Source organism: Duganella rhizosphaerae (assembly GCF_040364205.1).
In the GTDB taxonomy this organism is placed as follows: Bacteria; Pseudomonadota; Gammaproteobacteria; order Burkholderiales; family Burkholderiaceae_D; genus Rugamonas; species Rugamonas rhizosphaerae.
The window spans coordinates 141,051-164,372 of record NZ_BPWK01000003.1; the positions used below are offsets into that span (position 1 = coordinate 141,051).

Annotated in this window: 22 protein-coding genes; 14 read left to right on the forward strand and 8 right to left on the reverse strand. The window is 65.8% G+C overall.

The features are described from left to right. Positions 1 to 37: 37 nt before the first annotated feature. The 8 genes from RUGAMON1_RS07920 to rng all read left to right on the forward strand — a co-directional run bounded on the left by RUGAMON1_RS07920 (position 38) and on the right by rng (position 7,052). Positions 38 to 763, forward strand: coding sequence for a YebC/PmpR family DNA-binding transcriptional regulator (locus RUGAMON1_RS07920; RefSeq protein WP_332855233.1), 726 nt, complete (start codon positions 38 to 40; stop codon positions 761 to 763). A gap of 6 nt (positions 764 to 769) precedes the next feature. Beyond that, the gene (gene purD / locus RUGAMON1_RS07925) at positions 770 to 2,038 is read left to right on the forward strand and encodes a phosphoribosylamine--glycine ligase (protein ID WP_445229995.1); all 1,269 of its coding nucleotides are present in this window, start codon (positions 770 to 772) and stop codon (positions 2,036 to 2,038) included. A gap of 6 nt (positions 2,039 to 2,044) precedes the next feature. After that, complete coding sequence (gene hemF, locus RUGAMON1_RS07930) at positions 2,045 to 2,959, forward strand: oxygen-dependent coproporphyrinogen oxidase (protein WP_445229996.1); 915 nt, start codon at positions 2,045 to 2,047, stop codon at positions 2,957 to 2,959. A 2-nt stretch (positions 2,960 to 2,961) separates the two neighbouring features. Next, positions 2,962 to 3,621 (forward strand): nicotinate-nucleotide adenylyltransferase, encoded by a 660-nt coding sequence (locus RUGAMON1_RS07935; RefSeq protein ID WP_445229997.1) that lies wholly within the window; start codon positions 2,962 to 2,964, stop codon positions 3,619 to 3,621. Continuing rightward, entirely contained in the window at positions 3,622 to 4,311 is a 690-nt protein-coding gene (gene rsfS, locus RUGAMON1_RS07940; protein WP_445229998.1) for a ribosome silencing factor, read from the forward strand. It abuts the gene before it with no gap. Positions 4,312 to 4,317: 6 nt separating this feature from the next. After that, entirely contained in the window at positions 4,318 to 4,788 is a 471-nt protein-coding gene (rlmH, locus tag RUGAMON1_RS07945) for a 23S rRNA (pseudouridine(1915)-N(3))-methyltransferase RlmH (protein ID WP_008451768.1), read from the forward strand. An 11-nt stretch (positions 4,789 to 4,799) separates the two neighbouring features. Next, positions 4,800 to 5,420, forward strand: a complete 621-nt coding sequence (locus RUGAMON1_RS07950) for a Maf family protein (RefSeq protein WP_445229999.1) — start codon at positions 4,800 to 4,802, stop codon at positions 5,418 to 5,420. 165 nt (positions 5,421 to 5,585) lie between these two features. Then, positions 5,586 to 7,052, forward strand: coding sequence for a ribonuclease G (gene rng / locus RUGAMON1_RS07955; protein ID WP_445230000.1), 1,467 nt, complete (start codon positions 5,586 to 5,588; stop codon positions 7,050 to 7,052). Positions 7,053 to 7,060: 8 nt separating this feature from the next. Here rng and RUGAMON1_RS07960 read toward each other — a convergent pair whose 3' ends face one another. After that, a complete protein-coding gene (locus tag RUGAMON1_RS07960; protein ID WP_445230001.1) occupies positions 7,061 to 7,546 on the reverse strand; it encodes a hypothetical protein in 486 nt (161 codons plus the stop codon). A gap of 63 nt (positions 7,547 to 7,609) precedes the next feature. On the opposite strand from RUGAMON1_RS07960, the gene RUGAMON1_RS07965 reads away from it, so the two are divergent. Together RUGAMON1_RS07965 and RUGAMON1_RS07970 are read left to right on the forward strand one after the other, a co-directional pair. Beyond that, on the forward strand, positions 7,610 to 8,272 hold the full coding sequence (locus RUGAMON1_RS07965) for a hypothetical protein (RefSeq protein ID WP_445230002.1): 663 nt from the start codon (positions 7,610 to 7,612) through the stop codon (positions 8,270 to 8,272). A 16-nt stretch (positions 8,273 to 8,288) separates the two neighbouring features. Further along, positions 8,289 to 8,999, forward strand: a complete 711-nt coding sequence (locus RUGAMON1_RS07970) for an alpha/beta hydrolase (protein ID WP_445230003.1) — start codon at positions 8,289 to 8,291, stop codon at positions 8,997 to 8,999. On the opposite strand, the gene RUGAMON1_RS07975 is transcribed toward RUGAMON1_RS07970, so the two are convergent. Further along, a complete protein-coding gene (locus RUGAMON1_RS07975; RefSeq protein WP_445230004.1) occupies positions 8,996 to 10,567 on the reverse strand; it encodes a GGDEF domain-containing protein in 1,572 nt (523 codons plus the stop codon). The two genes, RUGAMON1_RS07970 and RUGAMON1_RS07975, sit on opposite strands and share 4 nt — an antisense overlap. 13 nt (positions 10,568 to 10,580) lie before the next feature. Further along, positions 10,581 to 11,660 (reverse strand): lipopolysaccharide heptosyltransferase II, encoded by a 1,080-nt coding sequence (waaF, locus tag RUGAMON1_RS07980; protein ID WP_445230005.1) that lies wholly within the window; start codon positions 11,658 to 11,660, stop codon positions 10,581 to 10,583. A gap of 129 nt (positions 11,661 to 11,789) precedes the next feature. On the opposite strand from waaF, the gene RUGAMON1_RS07985 reads away from it, so the two are divergent. Then, positions 11,790 to 14,051: a glycosyltransferase family 9 protein gene (locus tag RUGAMON1_RS07985; RefSeq protein WP_445230006.1), complete on the forward strand. Its 2,262-nt coding sequence runs from the start codon at positions 11,790 to 11,792 to the stop codon at positions 14,049 to 14,051. On the opposite strand, the gene RUGAMON1_RS07990 is transcribed toward RUGAMON1_RS07985, so the two are convergent. Continuing rightward, a complete protein-coding gene (locus RUGAMON1_RS07990; RefSeq protein WP_116991471.1) occupies positions 14,048 to 14,650 on the reverse strand; it encodes a response regulator transcription factor in 603 nt (200 codons plus the stop codon). The two genes, RUGAMON1_RS07985 and RUGAMON1_RS07990, sit on opposite strands and share 4 nt — an antisense overlap. After that, positions 14,640 to 16,271 carry a sensor histidine kinase gene (locus RUGAMON1_RS07995; RefSeq protein WP_445230007.1) on the reverse strand — a complete coding sequence of 544 codons (1,632 nt, stop codon included), beginning with the start codon at positions 16,269 to 16,271 and terminating at the stop codon, positions 14,640 to 14,642. Before RUGAMON1_RS07995 ends, RUGAMON1_RS07990 begins: the two co-directional genes overlap by 11 nt. Before the next feature lie 338 nt (positions 16,272 to 16,609). Between RUGAMON1_RS07995 and RUGAMON1_RS08000 the strand changes: the two genes are divergently transcribed. Together RUGAMON1_RS08000 and RUGAMON1_RS08005 are read left to right on the forward strand one after the other, a co-directional pair. After that, a complete protein-coding gene (locus RUGAMON1_RS08000) occupies positions 16,610 to 17,584 on the forward strand; it encodes a VirK/YbjX family protein (RefSeq protein WP_445230008.1) in 975 nt (324 codons plus the stop codon). Positions 17,585 to 17,625: 41 nt separating this feature from the next. Then, a complete protein-coding gene (locus tag RUGAMON1_RS08005) occupies positions 17,626 to 17,859 on the forward strand; it encodes a DUF6139 family protein (protein ID WP_445230009.1) in 234 nt (77 codons plus the stop codon). A 67-nt stretch (positions 17,860 to 17,926) separates the two neighbouring features. On the opposite strand, the gene dnaE is transcribed toward RUGAMON1_RS08005, so the two are convergent. Then, positions 17,927 to 21,472, reverse strand: a complete 3,546-nt coding sequence (gene dnaE, locus RUGAMON1_RS08010; protein ID WP_445230010.1) for a DNA polymerase III subunit alpha — start codon at positions 21,470 to 21,472, stop codon at positions 17,927 to 17,929. Positions 21,473 to 21,609: 137 nt separating this feature from the next. On the opposite strand from dnaE, the gene RUGAMON1_RS08015 reads away from it, so the two are divergent. Continuing rightward, on the forward strand, positions 21,610 to 22,500 hold the full coding sequence (locus tag RUGAMON1_RS08015) for a sulfurtransferase (RefSeq protein ID WP_445230011.1): 891 nt from the start codon (positions 21,610 to 21,612) through the stop codon (positions 22,498 to 22,500). A 74-nt stretch (positions 22,501 to 22,574) separates the two neighbouring features. Here the strand turns inward: RUGAMON1_RS08015 and RUGAMON1_RS08020 are convergent, their stop codons facing one another. Both RUGAMON1_RS08020 and RUGAMON1_RS08025 read right to left on the reverse strand, forming a co-directional pair. Beyond that, positions 22,575 to 22,862 (reverse strand): type II toxin-antitoxin system RelE family toxin, encoded by a 288-nt coding sequence (locus RUGAMON1_RS08020; protein ID WP_445230012.1) that lies wholly within the window; start codon positions 22,860 to 22,862, stop codon positions 22,575 to 22,577. Next, positions 22,852 to 23,097 carry a type II toxin-antitoxin system Phd/YefM family antitoxin gene (locus tag RUGAMON1_RS08025; protein WP_445230013.1) on the reverse strand — a complete coding sequence of 82 codons (246 nt, stop codon included), beginning with the start codon at positions 23,095 to 23,097 and terminating at the stop codon, positions 22,852 to 22,854. Before RUGAMON1_RS08025 ends, RUGAMON1_RS08020 begins: the two co-directional genes overlap by 11 nt. Positions 23,098 to 23,322: the final 225 nt, after the last annotated feature.

Below are 23,322 nucleotides of genomic sequence, written 5' to 3' on the forward strand. Positions count from 1 at the left end.
CGCACACCAATGACATACCGCCGAAGGAAGACCGAACATGGCTGGACACAGCAAATGGGCCAATATCAAGCACAAAAAAGCAGCAACCGATGCTAAGCGTGGCAAGATCTGGACCCGTCTCATCAAGGAAATCACCGTGGCTGCACGCATGGGCGGCGGCGACCTGACCTCCAACCCGCGCCTGCGCCTGGCCGTGGACAAGGCGGCCGACGCCAATATGCCCAAGGATAACGTGCAGCGCGCGATCACCCGCGGCACCGGCGGCGAGGACGGCGCGGCCTACGAAGAGGTCCGCTACGAAGGCTACGGCATCGGCGGCGCGGCCGTCATCGTCGACTGCATGACCGACAACCGCGTGCGCACCGTGGCCGAGGTACGCAACGCCTTCAACAAAAACGGCGGCAACATGGGCAACGAAGGCTCGGTGGCCTTCATGTTCAAGCATTGCGGCCAGTTCCTGTTCGCACCGGGCACCAATGAAGACGCGCTGATGGAAGTGGCGCTGGAAGCCGGCGCCGAAGACGTGGTGGCCGACGACGAAGGCGGCTTCGAAGTGCTGTGCGGCCCGCACGACTTCGCGGCCGTCAAGGACGCGCTGGAAGCGGCGGGCTTCAAGGCCGAAGTGGCCGAGATCATCATGAAGCCGGCCACCGAAACCGTGTTCACCGGCGATAACGCCGTCAAGATGCAAAAACTGCTGGACGCGTTGGAAGCGCTGGACGATGTCCAGGAAGTCTATTCCAACACGCTGATCGAAGACTGAGGATTTATGAAAATATTGGTAGTCGGCTCCGGCGGCCGTGAACATGCGCTGGCTTGGAAATTGGCGCAATCGGAACGTATCCAGATGGTGTATGTCGCTCCGGGCAACGGCGGCACCGCGCGCGATTCGCGCCTGGTCAACGTCAACATCACGGACCTGCATGAACTGGCGACCTTCGTCGAGCAGGAGCACATCGGCCTGACCGTGGTCGGTCCCGAGACTCCGCTGGCCGGCGGCATCGTCAACCTGTTCCGCGCGCGCGGCCTGAAAGTATTCGGCCCGACCAAGGAAGCGGCCCAGCTGGAGTCGTCGAAAGACTTCGCCAAGGCCTTCATGCAGCGCCACGGCATCCCGACCGCCAAGTACCAGACCTTCTCGGACGTCGCGCAGGCGCACGCCTACATAGCCGCCAACGGCGCGCCCATCGTCATCAAGGCCGACGGCCTGGCCGCCGGCAAAGGCGTGGTGGTGGCGATGTCGCTGGAAGAAGCGCACCAGGCGGTGGACGACATGCTGGCCGATAACCGCTTCGGCGACGCCGGCGCCCGCATCGTCATCGAGGAATTCCTGGCCGGCGAAGAAGCGAGCTTCATCGTCATGTGCGACGGCAAGAACATCCTGCCGCTGGCCACCAGCCAGGACCACAAGCGCCTCAAGGACAACGACGAAGGCCCGAACACCGGCGGCATGGGCGCGTATTCGCCCGCCCCGATCGTCACGCCGGCCATGCACGCCCGCGTGATGCGCGAGATCATCAACCCCACCATCGCCGGCATGGCGAAGGACGGCATCGTCTTCACCGGCTTCCTGTACGCCGGCCTGATGATCGACGCCCAGGGCAATCCGCGCACCCTGGAATTCAACTGCCGCATGGGCGATCCCGAGACGCAACCGATCATGTCGCGCCTGAAGACCGACCTGGTGATGGTGATGGAACACGCCGTCAACGGCACCCTGGACCAGGTCGAACTGGAATGGGACCGCCGCACCGCCGTCGGCGTGGTGCTGGCAGCGGCCGGCTACCCGGACGCGCCGCTGAAGGGCGCCGTGATCGACGGCATCCCGGCCGAAACGCCGGAATCGGTGACCTTCCACGCCGGCACCGCCGAAGTGGGCGGCCAGCTGCAGGTGACCGGCGGCCGCGTGCTGTGCGTGGTCGGCCTGGGCGACAGCATCAAGATCGCCCAGAAGCAGGCCTACGAAGTGGTCGACCAGATTTCGTTCGACGGCATGCAGTGCCGCCGCGATATCGGCTGGCGCGGCCTCAAGCATTAGGATAAGATGTCGTCCTTTCCGAACCCTTCCGCCGTCAAGGCCTACCTGCTCGACCTGCAAGATCGTATCGTGCAGGCGCTGGAGGCCGTCGACGGCAAGCCTTTCCTGCGCGACGCGTGGGACCGGCCCGAGGGTGGCGGCGGCATTTCGCGCCTGATCGAGGAAGGCAACGTCATCGAGCGTGGCGGGGTCAATTTCTCGCACGTGATGGGCGCCAAGCTGCCGCCATCGGCGTCGGCGCACCGTCCCGACCTCGGCGGCCAGCCGTGGGAAGCGATGGGCGTGTCGCTGGTGATCCATCCGCGCAATCCGTATGCGCCGACGGTGCACATGAACGTACGCTTCTTCACCACGACCACCGCCGACGGCGAACCGGCGTGGTGGTTCGGCGGCGGCATGGACCTGACGCCCTACTACGGCGACAAGGAAGACGTAAAACACTTCCACCAAACCTGCGCCGATGCGCTGCAACCGTTTGGCGCCGAGCTGCACCCGCGCTTCAAGAAATGGTGCGACGAGTATTTTTACCTGAAACACCGCCAGGAAGCGCGCGGCGTCGGCGGCATCTTCTTCGATGATTTCAACGAAGCGGGCTTCGAGCAAAGCTTCGCCATGATGCAAAGCGTCGGCGACGCTTTCCTCAAGGCCTACCAGCCCATCCTGGAACGCCGCAAGGACACGCCGTACGGCGAGCGCGAGCGCGACTTCCAGGCTTATCGCCGCGGACGTTACGTCGAGTTCAACCTGGTGTTCGACCGCGGCACGCTGTTCGGCCTGCAATCGGGCGGACGCACCGAGGCGATCCTGATGTCGATGCCGCCCATCGTCAAATGGCGCTATCGCTGGGAGCCCGAAGCCGGCACGCCGGAAGCGGCGCTGTACAGCGACTTCCTGCCGCATCGCGACTGGCTCGCCGCGTGACGATGGCATGCCGCGTCGCACTGCTGGGAGGCAGCTACGATCCGGTGCATCATGGTCATGTGGCTCTGGGCGCGCACTTTGCGCAGCTGCTGCAAGTAGACCAGTTGCGCGTGATCCCCGCCGGCCTGCCATGGCAAAAGAGCACCCTGAAGGCGACGCCGCGCCAGCGCGCCGAGATGGTGGCGCTGGCCTTCGCCGGCTCCGCATACGACGTCGTGGTCGATATGCAGGAAATCGAACGCGCCGAACAGGGACTGGCCACCTACACGATCACCACGCTGCGCCAGGTGCGCGCCGAACTGGGTCCGTCGGCCTCCATCTCCTTTTTGATGGGCGCCGACCAGCTGCAGCGGCTCGATACCTGGCATGAATGGCAGGCGCTGTTCGACTACGCCCATATCTGCGTAGCCGCCCGCCCCGGCTTTAACCTGGCCACCGCCGGCCTTCCGCCGGCAGTGGCCGAGGCGTTTTCCCGCCGTCTGGGAACGCCTGAACAAATCCGCAACACGCCGCACGGTCTGACTTATCTGGCACAAGACTTCGCGGTGGATATCTCCGCCACCGAAATACGTGCGGCATTACAACGGGGGGATAGCGCAAACTCGCTTATCCCGCCGCTAGTGCTAGACTATATTGAACAACATAATCTATACAAAAGCTAAATGGACATCAAAAAACTGCAATCCCTCGTTGTTGACGCCCTCGAAGACGTCAAGGCCCAAGATATCGCCCTGTTCGATACCACCCACCTGACCAGCTTGTTCGACCGGATCGCCATCGCCTCCGGTACCTCCAACCGCCAGACCAAGGCGCTGGCCGCCTCGGTGCGCGACAAGGTCAAGGCCGCCGGCGGCGACGTCTACGGCATGGAAGGCGAGGACACCGGTGAATGGGTGCTGGTCGACCTGGGCGACATGATCGTCCACATCATGCAGGCGCCGATCCGCGCCTACTACCGCCTGGAAGAGCTGTGGGGCGACAAGCCGGTCAAGGTCGGCGCCGCCAAGCGCAAATCCACCGCCGAGGGCGAAGCAGCCGACGCGCCGAAGAAAGTCAGCAGCCACATGGCCGCCGGCAAGGCAGCGGTCGAAGTCAAGCCGGTGATCGAGAAGAAAACCCCGGCCCGCAAAGCCGCCGCCGCCAAACCGGCCGCCGCCGCGAAAAAGCCGGCCGCCAAGAAAGCCGCCGCTGTGCCGGCCGGCAAGACCATCAAGGTCGGCAAGACCAAGTCCGCCGTGGCCGCCGCCGAAGTGCTGAAGGCCCTGCCGCCTAAGCGCAAAGTCGCCAAGCCTAAGGCCGACGAAGCGCCGGTCAAGACCGTCATCAAGCGTATCAAAAAAGTCGAAGAGTAATCGAGGATGCAGCTGATCATCGCTGCGGTCGGCCATAAAATGCCGGCCTGGATAGAAACAGGCTTCGCAGAATACGCGAAGCGCATGCCGCCTGAACTGAAGATCGTGCTGAAGGAAATCAAGCCGGTCGACCGTTCGGGCAGCAAGACCGCCGCCACCGCGATGGCGCTCGAACGCGAGCGCATCGAGGCGGCGCTGCCCAAATCCGTCCGCATCATTGCGCTCGACGAGCGCGGCAAGGACCTGACTTCGGTCGGCCTGTCGCAGCAGCTGGAAGCCTGGCAGCAGGACGGCCGCGACACGGCCTTCCTGATCGGCGGCGCCGACGGCCTCGATCCGGAGCTGAAGGCCCGCGCCGAAGGCTTGATACGCATTTCCAGTATGACGCTGCCGCATGGTATGGTACGTGTAATGCTGGCGGAACAGCTGTACCGTGCATGGTCGATTACCCAGAATCACCCTTATCACCGCGTTTAAAACATAACTATATGAAGCCGGTCGACAAAAAGATTTACCTCGCGTCCAAGAGCCCGCGACGCCGCGAACTGCTGCGCCAGGTGGGCATCGATTTCGAATTGCTGCTGCTGCGCAGCGACGGCCCGCGCGGTCCCGACGTCACCGAGGACGTGCATCCCGGCGAAGCCCCGCTGGACTACGTGTCCCGCGTGGCGCGCGAGAAGGCTGCGTTTGCGGCCGACCTGGTGGTCAAGCGCCGCATGGCGCCGCGCGTGGTGCTGGCGGCCGACACCACCGTCACCATCGACGGCGCCATCCTCGGCAAACCGGGCACGCCCAACGAAGCCATCGCCATGCTGCAACAGCTGTCCGGCCGCACCCACCAGGTGCTGACCGCGATCGCCGTGCACTCGGCCGATTTCGCCGGCCAGATCACCCAGGTGTCGGACGTGACCTTCGGCGTGCTGTCGCCAGCCGCCATCACCGCCTACTGCGCCACCTCGGAACCCTATGACAAGGCCGGCGGCTACGGCATCCAGGGCCCGGCCGCGCAGTTCATCGAACACATCACCGGCAGCCATTCGGGCATCATGGGCCTGCCGCTATACGAGACCGCACAGCTGCTGCGGCAGGCGGGTTTGCCGCTACCCTGACCCCGCACGCCGGGGTCTGGGGAGGGCTGCGCCCGCAACTCGCAGTGCGAGTTGCCCCCGTACGGGGTCAGACCCCTCGCCGCTGCCGTTCGGGTTGATTTGCCGCTCCACCGGGCGCCGTGTATGATCGTCCCACCACAACGGCACTCGAGACCGCAGAGACAAATGAACGAAGACATCCTGATCAACATCACCCCGCAGGAAACCCGGGTCGCCCTCATCTTGCAGGGCGCCGTGCAAGAGCTGCACATCGAACGCACGCTCACGCGCGGCCTGGCCGGGAATGTCTACTCCGGCAAGGTCGTGCGGGTGCTGCCCGGCATGCAGTCGGCCTTCATCGACATCGGCCTGGAACGCGCGGCCTTCCTGCACGTGGCCGACATCTGGGAAGCCCGCCCGCACGACGGCGGCCAGAACGCGGCGCCGACGCCGATCGAGAAGATCCTGTTCGACGGCCAGGTGCTGACGGTGCAGGTGATCAAGGACCCGATCGGCACCAAGGGCGCGCGCCTGTCGACCCAGATCTCGATCGCCGGCCGCATGCTGGTCTACCTGCCGCAGGACGCCCACATCGGCATCTCGCAGAAAATCGAAAAGGAATCGGAGCGCGAAGCGCTGCGCGTGCGGCTGCAAAGCCTGCTGCCGCCGGAGGAAAAAGGCGGCTACATCGTGCGCACCCAGGCCGAAGACGCGTCCGACTCCGACATCGCGGCCGACGTCGAATACCTGCGCAAGACCTGGGGCGCGATCATGCTCGGCGCCAAGACCAAGCCGGCCACCACGCTGCTGCACCAGGACTTGAGCCTGGCCCAGCGCGTGCTGCGCGACTTCGTGCACGACGACACCGCCACCATCCAGGTCGACTCGCGCGAGAACTACCTGGCCTTGCAGGAATTCGGCCAGGCCTATACCCCGGGCGTGCTGCCGCGCCTGCAGCACTACACCGGCGAGCGGCCGCTGTTCGACCTGTACGGCGTGGAGGAAGAGATCCTGCGCGCGCTGGGCCGGCGCGTGGACCTGAAGTCCGGCGGCTATTTGATCGTCGACCAGACCGAGGCGATGACCACCATCGACGTCAACACCGGCGGCTTCGTCGGCGGACGCAATTTCGCCGACACCATCTTCAAGACCAACCTGGAGGCGGCGCACGCGATCGCCCGCCAGCTGCGGCTGCGCAACCTGGGCGGCATCATCATCCTCGACTTCATCGACATGGAGAACACCGAGCACCGCAACGCCGTGCTGCAGGAGTTGAAGAAAACGCTGTCGCGCGACCGCACCAAGGTGTCGGTGTCGGGCTTCTCGGCGCTGGGGCTGGTGGAGATGACGCGCAAGCGCACCCGCGAATCGCTGGCGCACATTTTGTGCGAACCGTGCCCGGCCTGCAGCGGCAAGGGACAAGTGAAAACCTCGCGCACCATCTGCTACGAAATCCTGCGCGAACTGCTGCGCGAAGCCAAGCAGTTCAACCCGCGCGAATTCCGCATCCTCGCCTCGCAGGAAGTGGTGGACATGTTCCTGGAAGAGGAATCGCAGCACCTGGCGATGCTGGGCGACTTCATCGGCAAAAAGATCTCGCTGCAGGTGGAGACCGCCTATCACCAGGAACAGTACGACGTGATCTTGATGTAGACCACGTTTTACCTGGTCGGCGTCACGCTGATCACGGTGCGGCTCAGGTCGATGCCCCTGATCTGCACCGAGCCGAAATTGCTGTTGTCGTTGACGCCGGTGCGGATGTTTTGCAGGTCGAGTTCGCCGATCGTCGCCGGCAGCGCCAGGTTGACGGAGCCGTCCGCGTTCATGCGCAGGGCCGCGCCGTCCGCCCCATACGCCACATCCCTGGCCGTCACATCGGCATTCAGCAAGCCCAGCAGCGGGAACAGCCGCGTGCCCATGCCGGCGGCCTTGCTGTCGCCACCGCCCCCGAACAAGCCATGCAGTGGAAACAAGCCCCGGCTCAGCGACCTGGCCGGCGGGCGCGGCGCCGGCGCCGGGATCGGCGTCGACACGCCGCGCAGCTCGGCGTCGTTGAGGGCATGCAGCCTGGCCGCCGCCTCCTCGCCCCGGGCGATAGTGGCGGCGGCCAGCAGGGCGATACTGGCGAAAATCCGGACGATGGTCATTGCTCTGCCTTGAATTCAATGTGATAGCATAATTATAATATCAATCACATCATCGGAGGCAGCATGGCGACACGGCATATCTTGGCGGCACTGGGTCTGGTCCTGGCGGGGCAGCAGTCCACACCGGCGCTGGCGGACGATCACGCCCCGGCGGCGGCGCCCTCGCCCGCCGTCGGCGACTCCTGGACCTACCAGTACACCGACGTCTGGAAGGGCGCCAAGGGCAACCTCAACCGCCTCGAGGTGACCGGCGTCGACGCCGCCGGCGTGCACGTGGACATCAAGCGCGCCGCCAGCGGCGCCCTGCTGACCAGGCAGCTGTTCAGCGCCGAAATGAACCCCATCGACCGCGGCGCCATGCACTTCGCGCCGTCGTTCGCGCGCTACGCCTTCCCGCTGGCGCCCGGCAAGGAATGGACCACCAACGCCACCGCCGACAATCCCAAGTCCGGCAAGCACTGGCGCTATCGCATCAAGGGCAAGGTGCTAAACTGGGAAAAGATCACCGTGCCGGCCGGCGAGTTCGAAGCGCTGAAACTGGAGGTGGAGGCGTTGTACAACGGCGAGGAACCCAACAGCCCGGGCGGCAGCGGCCAGCTGACCGAGACGCTGTGGTTCGCGCCCGAGGTGAACAACTTCGTCAAGCTGGACTACCGGGATACCGACTGGAATGGCCGCATCTTCAACCGCGACAGCTGGGAGCTGACCACCTATGTGCGCAAATAGGCACTTGTGAGACCGCATGACCGGCGCCGACCACCAGCCCGCGCCCTACAGTGACGGGCGGCTGCACGCCCGTCCCGCGCTGCTGCGCCAGCCATCCACCGCCCCGCCCTTGCCGCTGCCGCCCGGCAGTCACCGGCTGGGCTTCCCCAACCATCGCCACGCGCGCCTGCATGTGCCGCCGCACGACGGCGCCACGCCGCTGCCGCTGCTGGTGCTGCTGCACGGCGCCGGCGGCCAGCACGGCGGCGGCGACGCCATCGCGCTGGCGCACGCGGCCCTGCACGGCACGCTGCTGCTGATGCCGGAAGCGCTGTCGACCAGCTGGGATGTGCTGCGTGGCGGCTACGGCCCGGACCTGGCCTTCATCGACCGGCTGCTGGCGTGGACCATGCAGCGCTACCCGGTCGACGCCGACGCCGTCACCCTGGGCGGCTTTTCCGACGGCGCCTCGTATGCGCTGTCGGTCGGGCTGATGAACGGCGAACTGTTTTCCGACATCCTGGCGTTCTCGCCCGGCTTCATGGCGCCGCTGCGGCGCAGCGGCATGCCGCGCGTGTTCATCGCCCACGGCAAGGGCGACCAGGTGCTGTCGGTGGAACGGGGCAAGGCCATCGCCGTGCGCCTGGCCGGCGAAGGCTACGACGTGCGCTATGCGGAATTCGACGGCGCCCACGTGGTCTCGCCACCGGTGGCCCACGCGGCGCTGCGCCAGCTGACGGCGCGCTAGGCGGCGTCGTCCGGCGTAGTCTCCGGCGCGGCAGCGGTGGCGGTGGCGGTGGCGGGCGTGGCGGCCACGCCGACCTGGTTGCGGCCGCCCGACTTGGCCGCATACAGCGCCTTGTCGGCCGCCGCCGCCAGCTGGCTGGAGCTGTCGCCCCGCCGCGGCGCCATCGCCGCCACGCCGGCGCTGATGGTCACCACGCCGAACGGGCTGCCGCGGTGCGCGGTCTGCATCGCTTCGATCGCCAGCCGGATGCGCTCGGCCACCGCCTGCGCGCCATCGAGCTCGGTGTTCGGCAGCAGGATGGCGATTTCCTCGCCGCCGTAGCGCGCCACCACGTCGCCGGCGCGCTTGGGCGTCAACGCGCGTATCAGCTTGCTCACGGCGCGCAGGCAATCGTCGCCGGCGCCGTGGCCGTACAGGTCGTTGTACTGCTTGAAGTAGTCGACGTCGATCATCACGAAGGCCAGCGTGTCGGCATGGCGCATGGCGCGGCTGAACTCGTTGCCCAGCGTGACGTCGAGCTGGCGGCGGTTGGCCAGCCCGGTCAGGCCGTCCTGCATCGCCAACCGCTCCAGCGTGCGGTTGGCGCCTTCCAGCGCGTCGCGCGCCTGCAACAGCTCGGCCTGGGCCTGCACCCGCAAATTGATCTGGGCCACCAGCCGCTTGCCGAAAAAGCCCAGCAGCGCGGCCAGCACGATCACGCCGATCGAGCGCATGAAGCTGTCGTGGCGCCAGTGCTCCAGCATCTCTTCCTGCGACAGCGCGGCCGTCACGAACAGCGGATAGTGCTCCAGCGCGCGGTAGTTGTTGTAGCGGACTTCGGCGTCGTTGGACGAGGCGAACAGGCCGTTGCCGTTGGGGTGGGCGCGGTAGGCTTGGAACAGCGGCGTGTCGCGCAGGTCGATGCCGACCCGGTTGTCGTCGAACGGCTGGCGCAGCATCAGCACGCCCTGGCTGGAGATCAGCGCCACCGCGCCGCGCGCGCCGATGTCGAAGCTCTGGTAGAAGCGGCGGAAGTAATCGATGTCCAGCGTGGCCAGCGCCACGCCGGCGAAGCTGCCGTCGGCCTTGTTCAGGCGGCGCGACACCGGGATGATCCACTTACCGCTGCTGCGGCTGATCACCGGCGCGCCGACGTGCGGCCCGCGCCCGGCGTGGGTGCGGTGGTAGACAAAGTATTCGCGGTCGGCGTTGTTGAGCGAAGGCCCCAGCACGGCCGGCGAATTGACCAGCCACTGGCCCGATTCGCCGTAGATGAACAGGCCGGCCAGCTGCGGCAGGTTGGTCACGTGCGCCAGCATCTGCCGGCGCACCCGCGCCAGCTGCGGCGCCTCCACGCCGTCGGTCTCGATGCGCTCGACCAGGTCGGCCAGCGAGGTGTCGGCGGCCTTGATGGTGTCGTCGGCGTGCTGCGCCATGGCGCGCGCCACGTTCGAGGTCAGCCGCTCCATCTCCTGCAGCTGGGCGTCGCGCGCGATCAGGCTGCGCCAGACGTCGACCGCCACCAGCGACAGACAGACCACGCCGACAAACAGCGTCGCCCAGAAGGTGATCGTATAGCGTTTAAACATGGCGCGGCATGGCTCAGCCCGCCGCCAGCATGGGGCGCAGGCTGTGCCACACCAGGTCCGGCGTCAGCTTGACCATGCAGTCCTGGTGGCCCAGCGGGCACTCGCGCTGCTTGCACGGCGCGCAGGCCAGCCGCAGCGACAGCGCCGCCGCCAGGTCGGAAAACGGCGGCGCGTGGTCGGGATCGGTGGGCCCGTACAGCGCCACCACCGGCCGGTTCAGCGCCGAAGCAATGTGCAGCAGGCCGGAATCGTTGGCGACCACGGCGGCGCTGGCGGCGATCAGGGCGATGGCCTCGGCCAGGCTGGTCGAGCCGGCCAGGTTGAACATGGCGCCTCCCTCCACGCCGGCTGTCACCTCGGCGCAGGCCGGCTGATCCTTGGGCGAACCGAGCAAGACGATCTGGGTGGCGCCGTCGCGCGCCAGGATGGCTTGCGCCAGGCCGGCGAAGTGCGCCGCCGGCCAGCGCTTGGCGCCGCCGAATTCGGCGCCGGGCGCGAACGCCAGCAGCGGCCGCGCCGGGTCGAGGCCGTGGCGCTGCAGCACCGCGGCGATCTGTTCGGCGCCGACCGCCATGCGCGGCTTGGGCAAGGCGGCGCGTTGGGCCGCATCCTGCAGCGCCTGCGGCGCCGTCGCCAGCGCGGCGTAGAACGCCACCATCGGCCGCGGCGGCGTTTGGTCGTGGTGCATCACGTTGATCAGGCCGTGCCGGCTCTCGCCCTTGTAGCCGACCCGGCGCTTGATGCCGGCCAGCCAGGGGATCAACGCGTATTTGATGGTGTTGGGCAGCACGTAGGCTTCGGCGTAGCCGCGCTGGCGCAGCAGGCGCGCATATTTCCAGCGCTCCTTCAGCTGCAGCGCGCCGTGGCGGAACGGGGTTTCCAGCACCTGGTCGACCTCGGCCATCTGCCGCCACACGGGCGACACCGCCGGCGGCGCCAGCACGTCGATCGGCCGCCCCGGATGGGCCGCGCGCAGCAGTTGCAGCAAGGGCTGGGCCATGACGGCGTCGCCGATCCAGTTGGGGGAAATGACCAGGATGCGCGGGACGCTCCCGGCGGTGACGTTTTTATCTGCTAACACGGAGTCTTTCATGGTCAGGCCGGTGGCCCATGCCGGCTCGATTATCGCCCATCGCGGGCCCAGCGACAAGGCGCAGCCGCCCCGCCGACGCTGCTATAATCGGCCTTTTCGCCACGGCCGCAAGGCCCTCTCCGCGTGACCATGAATCCAGCCAGCTCCTCGACGCCGCAAACCGAATATGGCGGACCGCTTTCCTCCACGATGATCTTCCTGCTGCCGGCGCTGGCGCTGTCGAGCAAGGTCGGCCTCGGCCTGGTCCAGCTGCTGATCCTGCTGCTGCTGTTCCGCCGCGCGCCGCTGATGCTGGCGCTGTACCGCCGCCACTGGAGCGACATCGGCGGCGTGGTGATGGCCTTCGGCGGCTATTTCCTGGTATCGCTGCTGCGCCTGCTGCTGGACCGCCAGAGCCTGCATACCTTGGACGGGCCATCGCGCCTGCTGTTCGGCCTCAGCTGCATCGGCGTGATGTACTACCTGCGTCCGCGCGCCCGCCATTTCTGGCTGGGCCTGGGTTTTGCCGCCGTCTTGTCGGCGGTGGTCGCGCTGTACCAGGTCACGATCGGCGGCCTGGACCGGGCGATCGGCTTCACCCACCACGAGATCACCTTCGGCGACCTGGCGCTGGCCTGCGGCCTGATGTCGCTGTGCGGCCTGACCGACCTGCGCAACACCCGCTTCTCCTGGCTGCCCGTGGTCGGCCTGCTGTGCGGCCTGCTGGCCTCGATGCTGTCGGCCTCGCGCGGCGGCTGGCTGGCGCTGCCGCTGGTGCTGATCCCGCTGGTGCGCTACGGCGCGCGGCTGTACGGCCGCCGCCTGCTGCTGGCGGGCGCGGTGCTGCTGGCTCTGGTGGTGCTGGCGTTCGCCGTGCCGGCCACCGGCGTGGCGGTGCGGATCGCCCAGGCTTTCTCGGACATCAATCACTATCTGCAGGTGGGCGACGCCAACACCTCGGTCGGCATCCGGCTGGAGCTGTGGAAAGCTTCGTGGATGATGTTTTCCGAACACCCGTGGCTGGGCGTGGGCCGCGAACAGTTCGACGTCGCGCTGCACGCGCTGGCGGCCCAGGGCCGCCTGCAGCAATCGTCGGCGCTGCTCTACAGCAGCAGCCACAACGACATGCTCAACTGCCTGGCCACCGGCGGCCTGCTCGACTTCAGCCTGCTGCTGACGATGTATATCGCGCCGCTGTGCTTCTTCGCCGGCCAGCTGCGCCGCCCGGACCAGGGCCAGCACCCGCTGGCGCTGGCCGGCATGGTGGTGGTGGTGGCCTTCTTCGCGTTCGGCCTGACCGACGTGATGTTCTGGCTGATGATGCCGAAAGTGTTTTACGTGATGATGGTGTGCAGCCTGGTCGGCATGTGCCTGGCCGCGCAGTACCCGGCGCCGGTGCCGCGCCGCATCCTGATCGCCCGCACCGACAACATCGGCGACGTGGTGCTGACCTTGCCGCTGGCGGGCTACCTGAAGCAGCTGTATCCGCAGGTCGAGGTGGTGTTCCTGTGCCGCCGCTACGCCGCCGCCGTGGTGGCGCAGTGCCGCCATGTCGACCAGGTGCTGACGCTGGAGGAACTGGGCGACGACTGGGCGCACGGCCTGGCGCAGAGCGGTTGCGACACCATGATCTTCACCTTCCCGCAGCGCACGCTGGCGGCGGCCGCGCGCCGCTCCGGCATCCAGCGCCGCATCGGCAGCAGCCACCGCATCCACCACTGGTACCACTGCAACCGCCTGGCCACCTTCAGCCGCGCCAATTCGCCGCTGCATGAGGCGCAGCTGAACTTCAAGCTGCTGCTGCCGCTGGGGGTGGACGTGGAGCCGCCGCTGGAACAGTTGAAGACCATGTACGGCCTGGACACGCCGCGCCATCCGGCCGCCGACGCCGTGCTGGCCGCTCCCGGCTTCAAGCTGATCCTGCATCCCAAGTCGAACGGCAACGGCCGCGAGTGGCCGCTGCAACACTACACGGCGCTGGCCCGCCTGCTGAGCAAGGCCGACGGCGTGCGCGTGCTGGTGACCGGCAGCGCGGCCGAGGGCGAGCTGCTGGCGCAGCAGGCGCCGGAGTTGCTGGCCTTGCCGAATGTGGAGAATCTGTGCGGCCGCCTGGACCTGGACGGCTTCACCGCCCTGATCGGCGGCTGCGACGGCCTGATCGCCAGCGGCACCGGGCCGCTGCACCTGGCGTCCGCGCTGGGACGGCCGGCGCTGGGCCTGTTCCCGCCGCTCAAGCCGATCGACATCGTGCGCTGGGGCGCGCTCGGCCCGCGCGCGCGCAGCCTGTGCACGCCGGTGGCCTGCGGCCATTGCGAAGACGCGGCGCGCTGCACCTGCATGCTGGCGATCACGCCGGAGCAGGTGTTGGAGGTGGTGGAGTCGTGGCGCGCCGAGGCGCTGGTGCCGGCCTAGTCCTGCATCGTTATCCGCACCAGGTCGGCGACATTGTCGACCCCCAGCTTGGCCATCAGCCGCGCCTTGTGCACTTCCACCGTGCGCACGCTGATGCCCAGCGCCGGCCCGATCTCGCGGTTGTGGCGGCCCGTGACCACCAGCTGCATCACCTCGCGCTCGCGCGGCGTCAGCTCGCTCAGCAGGCTGACGCTGCGGCTGCGCCGCTGCTGCTCGCTGTGCACGCTGCGCGCGCGCGCCAGCGCCTCGTCGATGGCGGCGATCAGCTTGACGTCGTCGAACGGTTTTTCCAGGAAGTCCACGGCGTCGGCCTTGAACGCCGCGCGCGCCATGCTGACGTCGCCGTGGCCGCTCATGATGATCACCGGCAAACCCCAACCCCGCCGTATCAATTCCATTTGCAGGCTCAGCCCGTCCATGCCGGACATGCGGATGTCGATCAGCATGCAGCCGCGCCAGGCCGGCTGCCACGACTGCAGGAAAGCTTCGCCGCTGGCGAACATCGCGGTGCGGTAGCCGCGCACGCCCAGCAACAGGCCCAGCGCGTCGCGCACCGACGGGTCGTCGTCGACGATGAATACGGTTAAATCATGCTGCATAGCTCACCTGCTTTCCATCCTGCTCCAAAGGACGCGCCAACGGTAGCGCCATCCTGAAAATTCCATGCTCGCCCACCTCGGCCCACAGCGATCCGCCGTGCGCCTCCATGATGGCGCGGCTCAGCACCAGCCCCAGGCCCAGGCCGCTGGCCTTGGACGACACAAACGGCTCGAACAACCGTGCCGCCAGCGCCGCCGACACGCCCTTGCCGCTGTCCTCCACCGACAGCTGCAGGCAGCCGCCCTGCTCTTGCTTGCCCTTGCCCTTGCGCTTGCCGTCCAGCCGCTGGCCCGACAAGGTGATGCGGCGCGCGCCGGCCGGCTGCTCCTGCACCGCCTCCAGCGCGTTGGCCAGCAGGTTGCGCAGCACCAGCTCCAGCTGCAGGCGGTCGGCCAGGACCGCCAGCGGCGGAATCTCGCCCACCACCAGCTCGACGCCGTGCTCGCGCAGCTGGGCGAAGAACTGCTGGCTGATGCCCGACACCAGCTGGCCGGCGTCGACCGGCTCCAGCTTCATCGCGCCGGTGCGGAAGAAATCGCGCAGCCGCCGCACCACGTCGGCGGCCCGGCCCGACTCGGCGATCATGCGCTGGATCGCGCCCTTGAGCACGTCGCCGCTCTCGCCCCGCTCCAGCAAATATTCGCACGCCTTGCCGTAGGCGCCCAGCGCCGTCAGCGGCTGGTTCAATTCATGCGCCAGCGCGGCCGCCATCTCGCCGGCCGCCGCCAGCCGCATCGTCTGCTTGAGCTCGCTGGCGACCTTGCGCAGCTCGTCGACCGCGATGCCGATCGAAAAGCCCACCAGCGCCAGCACCGCGTCCAGCATCTGCAATTCGTGCACGGCGATATTGACCGCGTTATTCCATTTGACCAGCGCGCCGATGCCGGCCTGCAGCACAAACACCATCAGCGCCGTGCCGAACAGTCCCTGGCGGAACGCCGCCCAGATCACCGGCAGGAACAGGAAATAAAAATGCTTGAACTCCGAGGTGGCGATGGTGCCGAACACCATGTCCAGCACGCCGATCGCCAGCGCCAGATAGCCCAGCGTCTCGGCCCGCCACACCGTCGCCCGCAGGCGCTGGCGGTCGCCCGGGCTGGCCAGCATCCAGATCAGCGGCATCGACACCAGCACCCCGACCATGTCGCCGATGCCGAAGCGCAGCACCGCCTCGCCCCACTGCCCGGCCGGGATCAGCCCGGCCGCCGACAACAACGAGATATAGCCGACGTCGGTGATCATGGTGCCGACCACCACGATCAGCACCCACCGGAACAAGCGATCGCGGCTGTCGAACACGCCGCCGTCGCCGAACTGGCGGCGCAGCGCCGCGCCCAGCAGGCCGTAGCCGGCGGTCAGCCACAGCGAACCGAGCACGCTGACGGTCCAGCCGGCCGGCATGCCGCGCACCAGCAACTCGCCGCCCACCAGCGCCACGAACCACGGCAGCGCCGCGCGCCAGCCGTGCCGCAGCCAGAACACCAGGCCCAGCGCCGGATCCGGATTCCACGGCGTGATGTTCAAGCCATACAAGGGGTCGATATAGGTCGCCCAGTCGAATAGCAGGTACAACGCTATGAAAACGGGAAATTCCAGGAAACGCAGGCGGGAGGGAGACATACGGGACGCTTTGTATCGTTATGTAGCATTATGCATTGCCAAAATTCATCGCGCATTGCTTTTTACAACTACGCGTTCCCCTTACGCCCGCGCTTTCCCCTCTATACAACACTTACTTTTCCGAAGCACTAATTATTAAGGGAAAAGCGTAAGCCTTTACCCCAATTTACAATACGTTACACCGGATTTACGATGCAGACATGTCGTAATGGCACTCCCCATTGACGAGAAGACACTAAAGTAGCCGTGCCGCCCTATCCTCGCGGTCGTGAATGATGTCTCCCGTGCAGCTGCCGCCATACCACCCCTCGCAGCCCGTTTTACATGAGAGACATCCGATGTCGCAGTTAATCACCCTTCGTTCCGGCGTGGCCGACTTCAGCGGCCTGAAGCAACTACGCGAATCGTTCAAGCTGTCGCTGCGCGCGCTGCTGCATCGCCAGGCCACCTACGGCTGGCTGCAACTGCTCAATTCCCATCCGCTGTTCATGGACCTGGTCAAGGCCCGCCCGCGCCTGCTGTACAAGATTTACCGCCCCTACCTGAGCAACACGATGAACTGCGCCCAGCGCGTCGACCTGCTGCAACAGCACTACCGCTTCATCTTCCGCCAGGGCCTGGGGCCGCTGACGGTGCGCGCCGCGCGCGGCGCCGTGGTGCTGGGCAGCATCGAGGGCAAGACCGGCCTGCGCTACCAGCTGGAACTGCGCGCCATCGAACCGATGGAGCGCGAAGGCGAACTGGTGCTGCAACTGAAGCATGAGGGCGTGCTGGTCTACAGCTGCGCGTTTTCCTTCCTGCAGGGGGTGCGCGGCATGGTGCTGGGCATAGGCTGCATGCAGGGCTCGAAAAGCGAACAGGGCCTGCAAGTGATCAAGGACGCCACCCGCGAACTGCACGGCCTGCGGCCGAAGAATATGATGGTCAAGCTGCTGAGCCAGATCGGCCACGACTACGGCTGCGTCGAGCTGCGCCTGGTCAGCAACGCCAACCGCGTGGTGTGCGGCGCCAGCCGCCAGGGCAAGGTGCACGCAGACTACGACACGCTGTGGCAGGAGCTGGAAGCGAGCCGCCGCGCCGACGGCGACTGGCGCCTGCCGTGCGAGGCCATCGCGCCGCCGGACCTGGCGGCGATCGCCTCGAAGAAACGCTCGGAAGCGCGCAAGCGCCACGAGACGCTGACGGCCATCAGCGCCGCCATCAGCGCCGGCCTGAGCGCGCCGCGCTTCGAAGCGGTGCCGACGCCGCTGGGGCAGAACTACAGCACGCTGTCCACCGTCGCGCACGATGACGACGAATACGCATTGGCCTGAAAAATCCGGTACCATGGCTTTTTCGTCCAAGGAGAAATACCATGCGTGTGGATATTTATTACCGAGATGAGGCAAAAGGCAAACACAGCTACCTGGCTGTGCCGGAGGGCAAACCCATCCCCGAGGAAGCCACCAACACCGACTGGCATCCCGAGGCCAGCCACGTCGAAGTGGACGACGGCCTCGACGATTTGTCCCGCTACCACATCGTCCACCCCCTGGAGCAGATAGGCGCCAAGGGGTATGCCATCACCAGCATCAGCGAACAGCTGTAAGCGCCGACCCCGCACACCGCACGCCGGGGTCTGACCCCGTACGGGGTCAGACCCCTCCCGTTTGGGGTTAGTACTCGATCGCGACGTCCTTGGCGCCCAGCACCTGCTGGAGCGCCAGTTGCAGCTCGTCCGACGGCGCCACGCGCCACGCTTCGCCCAGCTGCACCACGCAACCCACGCCCTGCGGCGTGATGCGCGCCGACACCGGCAGGCCGTCCGCGTGGCGGTGCGGCGCCAGCACTTCGGCCATCTTGCGCACGTCCACCGAGGTCGGCAGCGCCATCGCCAGCTGCTTGCCGTAGTTGACGCGCGCCGTGACGATGTCGAACACCTTCTCGGCCGAGATGCGCAGGCCGCCGGAGAAGCGGTCTTCCGACACCTTGCCGACCACGGCCAGGAACTCGTCGTCCTTGAACATGCGCTTGTTCTCTTCGAACACTTCCGAATACACGGTCACCTCGACCACCGCAGTCTTGTCGTCCAAGGTGACGATCAGGATCTTGCCGCGCTGCGTCATCTGCGGGCGGATGCCGGTGATCACGCCGCACAGCATGCGCGGCTCGCGCGACGGCTCCAGCTCGGCCAGCTTGGTGCGGGCGAAGCGGCGCGCTTCCGGCGCGAACGAGTCGAACATGTGGCCCGACAGGTAGAAGCCCAGCGCGATCTTTTCCTCGGCCAGCTTCTGGCGGTCGGTGAACGGCGCGGCCTTCACGTATTCGGGCGGCGCCACCAGGTCGGAATCGTCGCCGCCGAACAGGCTGACCTGGTTGGCCGCCTTGGCCTCCTGGTCGGCGCATTCCATCGCGAAGCTGACCGTGGCCAGCAGGATGGCGCGGTCGATGTTCAGGCAATCGAAGGCGCCCGCGCGTATCAGCGATTCGATGGTGCGGCGGTTGATCTGCTTCTTGTCGACCCGCTTGCAGAAATCGAACAGGCTGGTGAACGGACCGCCGGCGGTGCGGGCGGCGATGATGGCCTCGATCGCGTTCTGCCCGGCGCCCTTGCAGGCGCCCAGGCCGTAGCGGATCTGCGTGACCTTCTTGCCCGTCACCGAAGGCGGCGGACCGTCCGGCATGAATCGGAAGTCGGACTTGTTGATGTCCGGCGGCAGGATGGTCAGGCCGCAGATGTCGATCGAGTCCTCGACCAGGATCTTGACCTTCTCGGTGTCCTCCATCGCCAGCGACATATTGGCTGCCATGAACGCGGCCGGATGGTGGGCCTTCAGGTAGGCCGTGTGGTAGGACAGCAGCGCGTAGGCGGCGGCGTGCGACTTGTTGAAGCCGTAGCCCGCGAACTTTTCCATCAAGTCGAAGATCTCGTCGGCCTTCTGCGCGGACAGGCCGTCCTTGGCGGCGCCGGCGCGGAAGATCTCGCGGTGCTCCGCCATCTCCTCGGCTTTTTTCTTACCCATCGCGCGGCGCAGCATGTCGGCGCCGCCCAGCGAGTAGCCGCCGACGATCTGCGCCATCTGCATCACCTGCTCCTGGTACACCATGATGCCGTAGGTTTCGGACAAAATGGATTCGGTGCGCGGATCGGGATAGTCGAATTTTTCGCCGTGCTTGCGCTTGCAGAAGTCCGGGATCAGGTCCATCGGACCCGGACGGTACAGCGCCACCAGCGCGATAATGTCTTCGAAGCGGTCGGGACGGGCGTCCTTCAACATGCCCTGCATGCCGCGCGACTCCAGCTGGAACACGGCCACGGTCTTGGCCTTGGTCAGCAGCTCGTACGAAGGACGGTCGTTCAGCGGCAGGCGCGCCAGGTCGAACTCGGCCTCTTTCGGGTCGAGCATCTTGATGTAGCGCACCGCGCGATCGAGAATGGTCAGCGTGGTCAAACCCAAAAAGTCGAACTTGACCAGGCCGACGGCCTCGACGTCGTCCTTGTCGTACTGCGACACCACGCCGCCGTCGCCGCCCTGCGTGTACAGCGGGCAGAAGTCGGTCAGCTTGCCCGGCGCGATCAGCACGCCGCCGGCGTGCATGCCGATGTTACGGGTGATGCCTTCGACCTGTTGCGCCAGGTCCAGCAGCTGCGCCACTTCTTCCTCGTTCTGCTGGCGCTCCTTGAGCATCGGTTCTTCCTCGATCGCCTCGGCGATCGACACCGGCTTGCCCGGCTTGAACGGAATCAGCTTGGAGACGCCGTCGCAGAAGTTGTAGCCGAAGTCCATCACGCGGCCGACGTCGCGGATCGCACCCTTGGCCGCCATGGTGCCGAAGGTGGCGATCTGCGACACCGCGTCGCGGCCGTACAGGTCCTTGACGTGCTGGATCACCAGGTCGCGCTTTTCCTGGCAGAAGTCGATGTCGAAGTCGGGCATCGAAACGCGTTCGGGATTGAGGAAACGTTCGAACAGCAGGTTGTACTTCAGCGGATCCAGATCGGTGATCTTCAGCGCGTACGCCACCAGCGAGCCCGCGCCCGAACCCCGGCCCGGGCCGATCGGCACGTCGTTGTTCTTGCCCCACTGGATAAACTCGGCCACGATCAGGAAGTAGCCCGGGAACTTCATGTTGATGATGGTGTTGTTCTCGAACTCCAGCCGCTCCTCGTAGCGCGCCCGTTGCTGCTCGCGCTTGACCGGGTCCGGATACAGCTGCTCCAGGCGCTCCTCCAGGCCCTTCTTGGTTTCCGCGCGCAAGAATTCGTCGATGGTCATGCCCGGCGTCGGGAAGTTCGGCAGCTGCGGCTTGCCCAGGGTCAGCGTCAGGTTGCAGCGCTTGGCGATCTCCACCGAGTTTTGCAGCGCGGCCGGCAGGTCGTGAAACAGCTCGCGCATCTCGGCCTGCGACATGAAGCGCATCTGCTCGTTGAAGCGGCGCACCCGCTTGTTATTGGCCAGCATTTCGCCTTCGGCGATACAGGTGCGCGCCTCGTGGGCGATGAACTCGTCGGGCGAGATGAACTGCACCGGATGGGTCGCCACCACGGGCAGGCCCAGCTTGGCCGCCAGCGCCACCGCGTGGCGCACCTGGGCTTCCTGGTTGGCCTGGCCGGCGCGCTGGATCTCGATGTAGAAGTGGCCGGGGAAGATCTGCGCCCACTTCTCGGCGTTTTTCTCGGCCAGTGCCGGATTGCCGTTTTCAATCGCCATGCCGACGTCGCCGAAGTGCGCGCCGGACAGCGCGATCAGGCCGTTGGCGGGATCGACGTCGGGCAGCAGCGCGTAGGTCTTGGCGGTGCGCTCGATCAGCCATTCTGTGCGGATCTCGGCGCGGCCCTTGTACTGGTTGGTCAGCCAGGCTTGCGACAGCAGCTCGCACAGCTGCAGGTAGCCCATGTGGTTCTTGGCGAACAGCATCAGGCGGTGCGGCTTGTCGCGGTTGTCGTCGTTGGTGATCCAGACATCGACGCCGATCACCGGCTTGATGCCCTTGCCGCGCGCGGCCTTGTAGAACTTGACCATGCCGAACATATTGGACAGGTCGGTGACGGCCAGCGCGGCCTGCTTGTCCTTGGCGGCGGTGGCGACCAGGTCGTCGATGCGCACCAGGCCGTCGACGATGGAATATTCCGAGTGCACCCGCAGATGGACGAAGTCCGGTCCGGTCGGGAGAGCCGCTGCCGGCGCCGCCACTTCTTGTTCGTTTGCTACCATGTTCATACGCCGCTCAATGCTGGTTCAATAACCAGCTATTTTACCGTGCGGCGGCCGGGTTCGATAATCCTTTCACTGCCTGTTTTTTGGGCAGAAAAAGCGCGTATAATGTCGGCTCTTCACAATTTTTGATCATGCCCACCATGCACGCTAATACTGCTTTACAAGCTGAAGCGCATGCCGCCGCCATCGCTGCCGCTGCCGCTCACGTCAACATCGCCGCCTACAAGTTCGTCACCTTCGACGACACCGAAGCGATGCGCCCGCTGTACCAGGACATCTGCCAGCGACTGGGGCTCAAGGGCACCATCCTGCTGACGCCGGAGGGCATCAATATGTTCCTGTCCGGCCCGCGCAGCCATATCGACGAGTATCTGGCCTGGGTCCGCAGCGACGCCCGCTTCGCCGACCTGGAAGTGAAGGAAAGCTATTCGGTCGAGCAGTCGCACAAGCGCATGCTGGTCAAGATCAAAAAAGAAATCATCACCATGCGCATGCCGCTGATCAAGCCGGAGGAAGGCCGCGCGCCCTTCGTCGAAGCCCACACGCTCAAGCGCTGGCTGGACAGCGGCGTCGACGACCACGGCCGCCCGGTGGTGATGGTCGACACCCGCAACGATTTCGAGGTCGACGTCGGCACCTTCGACAATACGGTCGACTACCGCATCAAGAAATTCACCGAGTTCCCGGAAGTGATCGCCGCCCACAAGGACGACTTCGCCGGCAAGACCGTGGTCACCTTCTGCACCGGCGGCATCCGCTGCGAAAAGGCCGCGATCCACATGCAGAACATCGGCTACGACAACGTCTACCAGCTCGAAGGCGGCATCCTCAAGTACTTCGAGGAAGTCGGCGGCGCCCACTACACCGGCGACTGCTTCGTGTTCGACTACCGTACCGCGCTCAATCCCAAGCTGGAGCCGACCGAGACGGTGCAATGTTTCGTCTGCCGCTCGGTGGTCACGCCGCGCCAGCAGCTGGCGCCGGAATACGTGTACGAAGTGTCGTGCCCGCACTGCTACGGCAAGGAATAAGAAAAACGGCGCCGCATGGCGCCGTTTTTGTATAACTGATTGTGCGGACTGAACCTACCGGCCATCATTGGATATCAATCCAGCCTGTCTTTTGCCTCTGCATACACGCGGCCGCGCTCCCGCTTGCCGACCGCGATAACCGTCACGTACACGACTTCGTCCTCGACCCGATAAATCAGTCGGTAGCCTGCGGTCATGAGTTTGATTTTGTAGCAGTCGGCCATACCAGATAAGGCCGCGCTGGGCACTCTCGGTTGTTCAAGTCGTTCCAACAGCTTTTTCTTGAAGGGCTCCCTGACGCTGCCGTCAAGCTTTTTCCATTCGGCCCAGGCCAGCTGATGAAAGCGTAGCTTAAAGGTCATGCAAGGGGACCTCGACAAAGGGGCCGTCTTGCCGCTCCCGCACCAACTGAACGTCCTCCAAATCCTCCATGCGCGCCATCAACTGCTCATAGTAATCGGCGGACAGAAGATATGCTTCAGGCCGGTTGTGATTGAGGACCGCGACCGGTGTGTTTTCCATCACCTTCAGGATATTGGAATAATTGCGCTTCAACTCCGTCACGCTGACGGTAATACTGGTAAGTACGGTATCCATCGCCAAATCCCATAGCTAAATTAAATGCCGATTAAAGCATCTAATATAGCACTTTTTATGCACTCACCTACCAAGCCGACTTCGGCCAGCATCTCGGCGGGAATAATCACGTCCCTCGATTTTCCGATCCGTCGAATGATGATCCGCATATGCCCCCCCACAATGAAGCCCATACTATGCCGAACGGCGCCGAATAGCAGCAACAACCCTACAACAGCAAGCCCC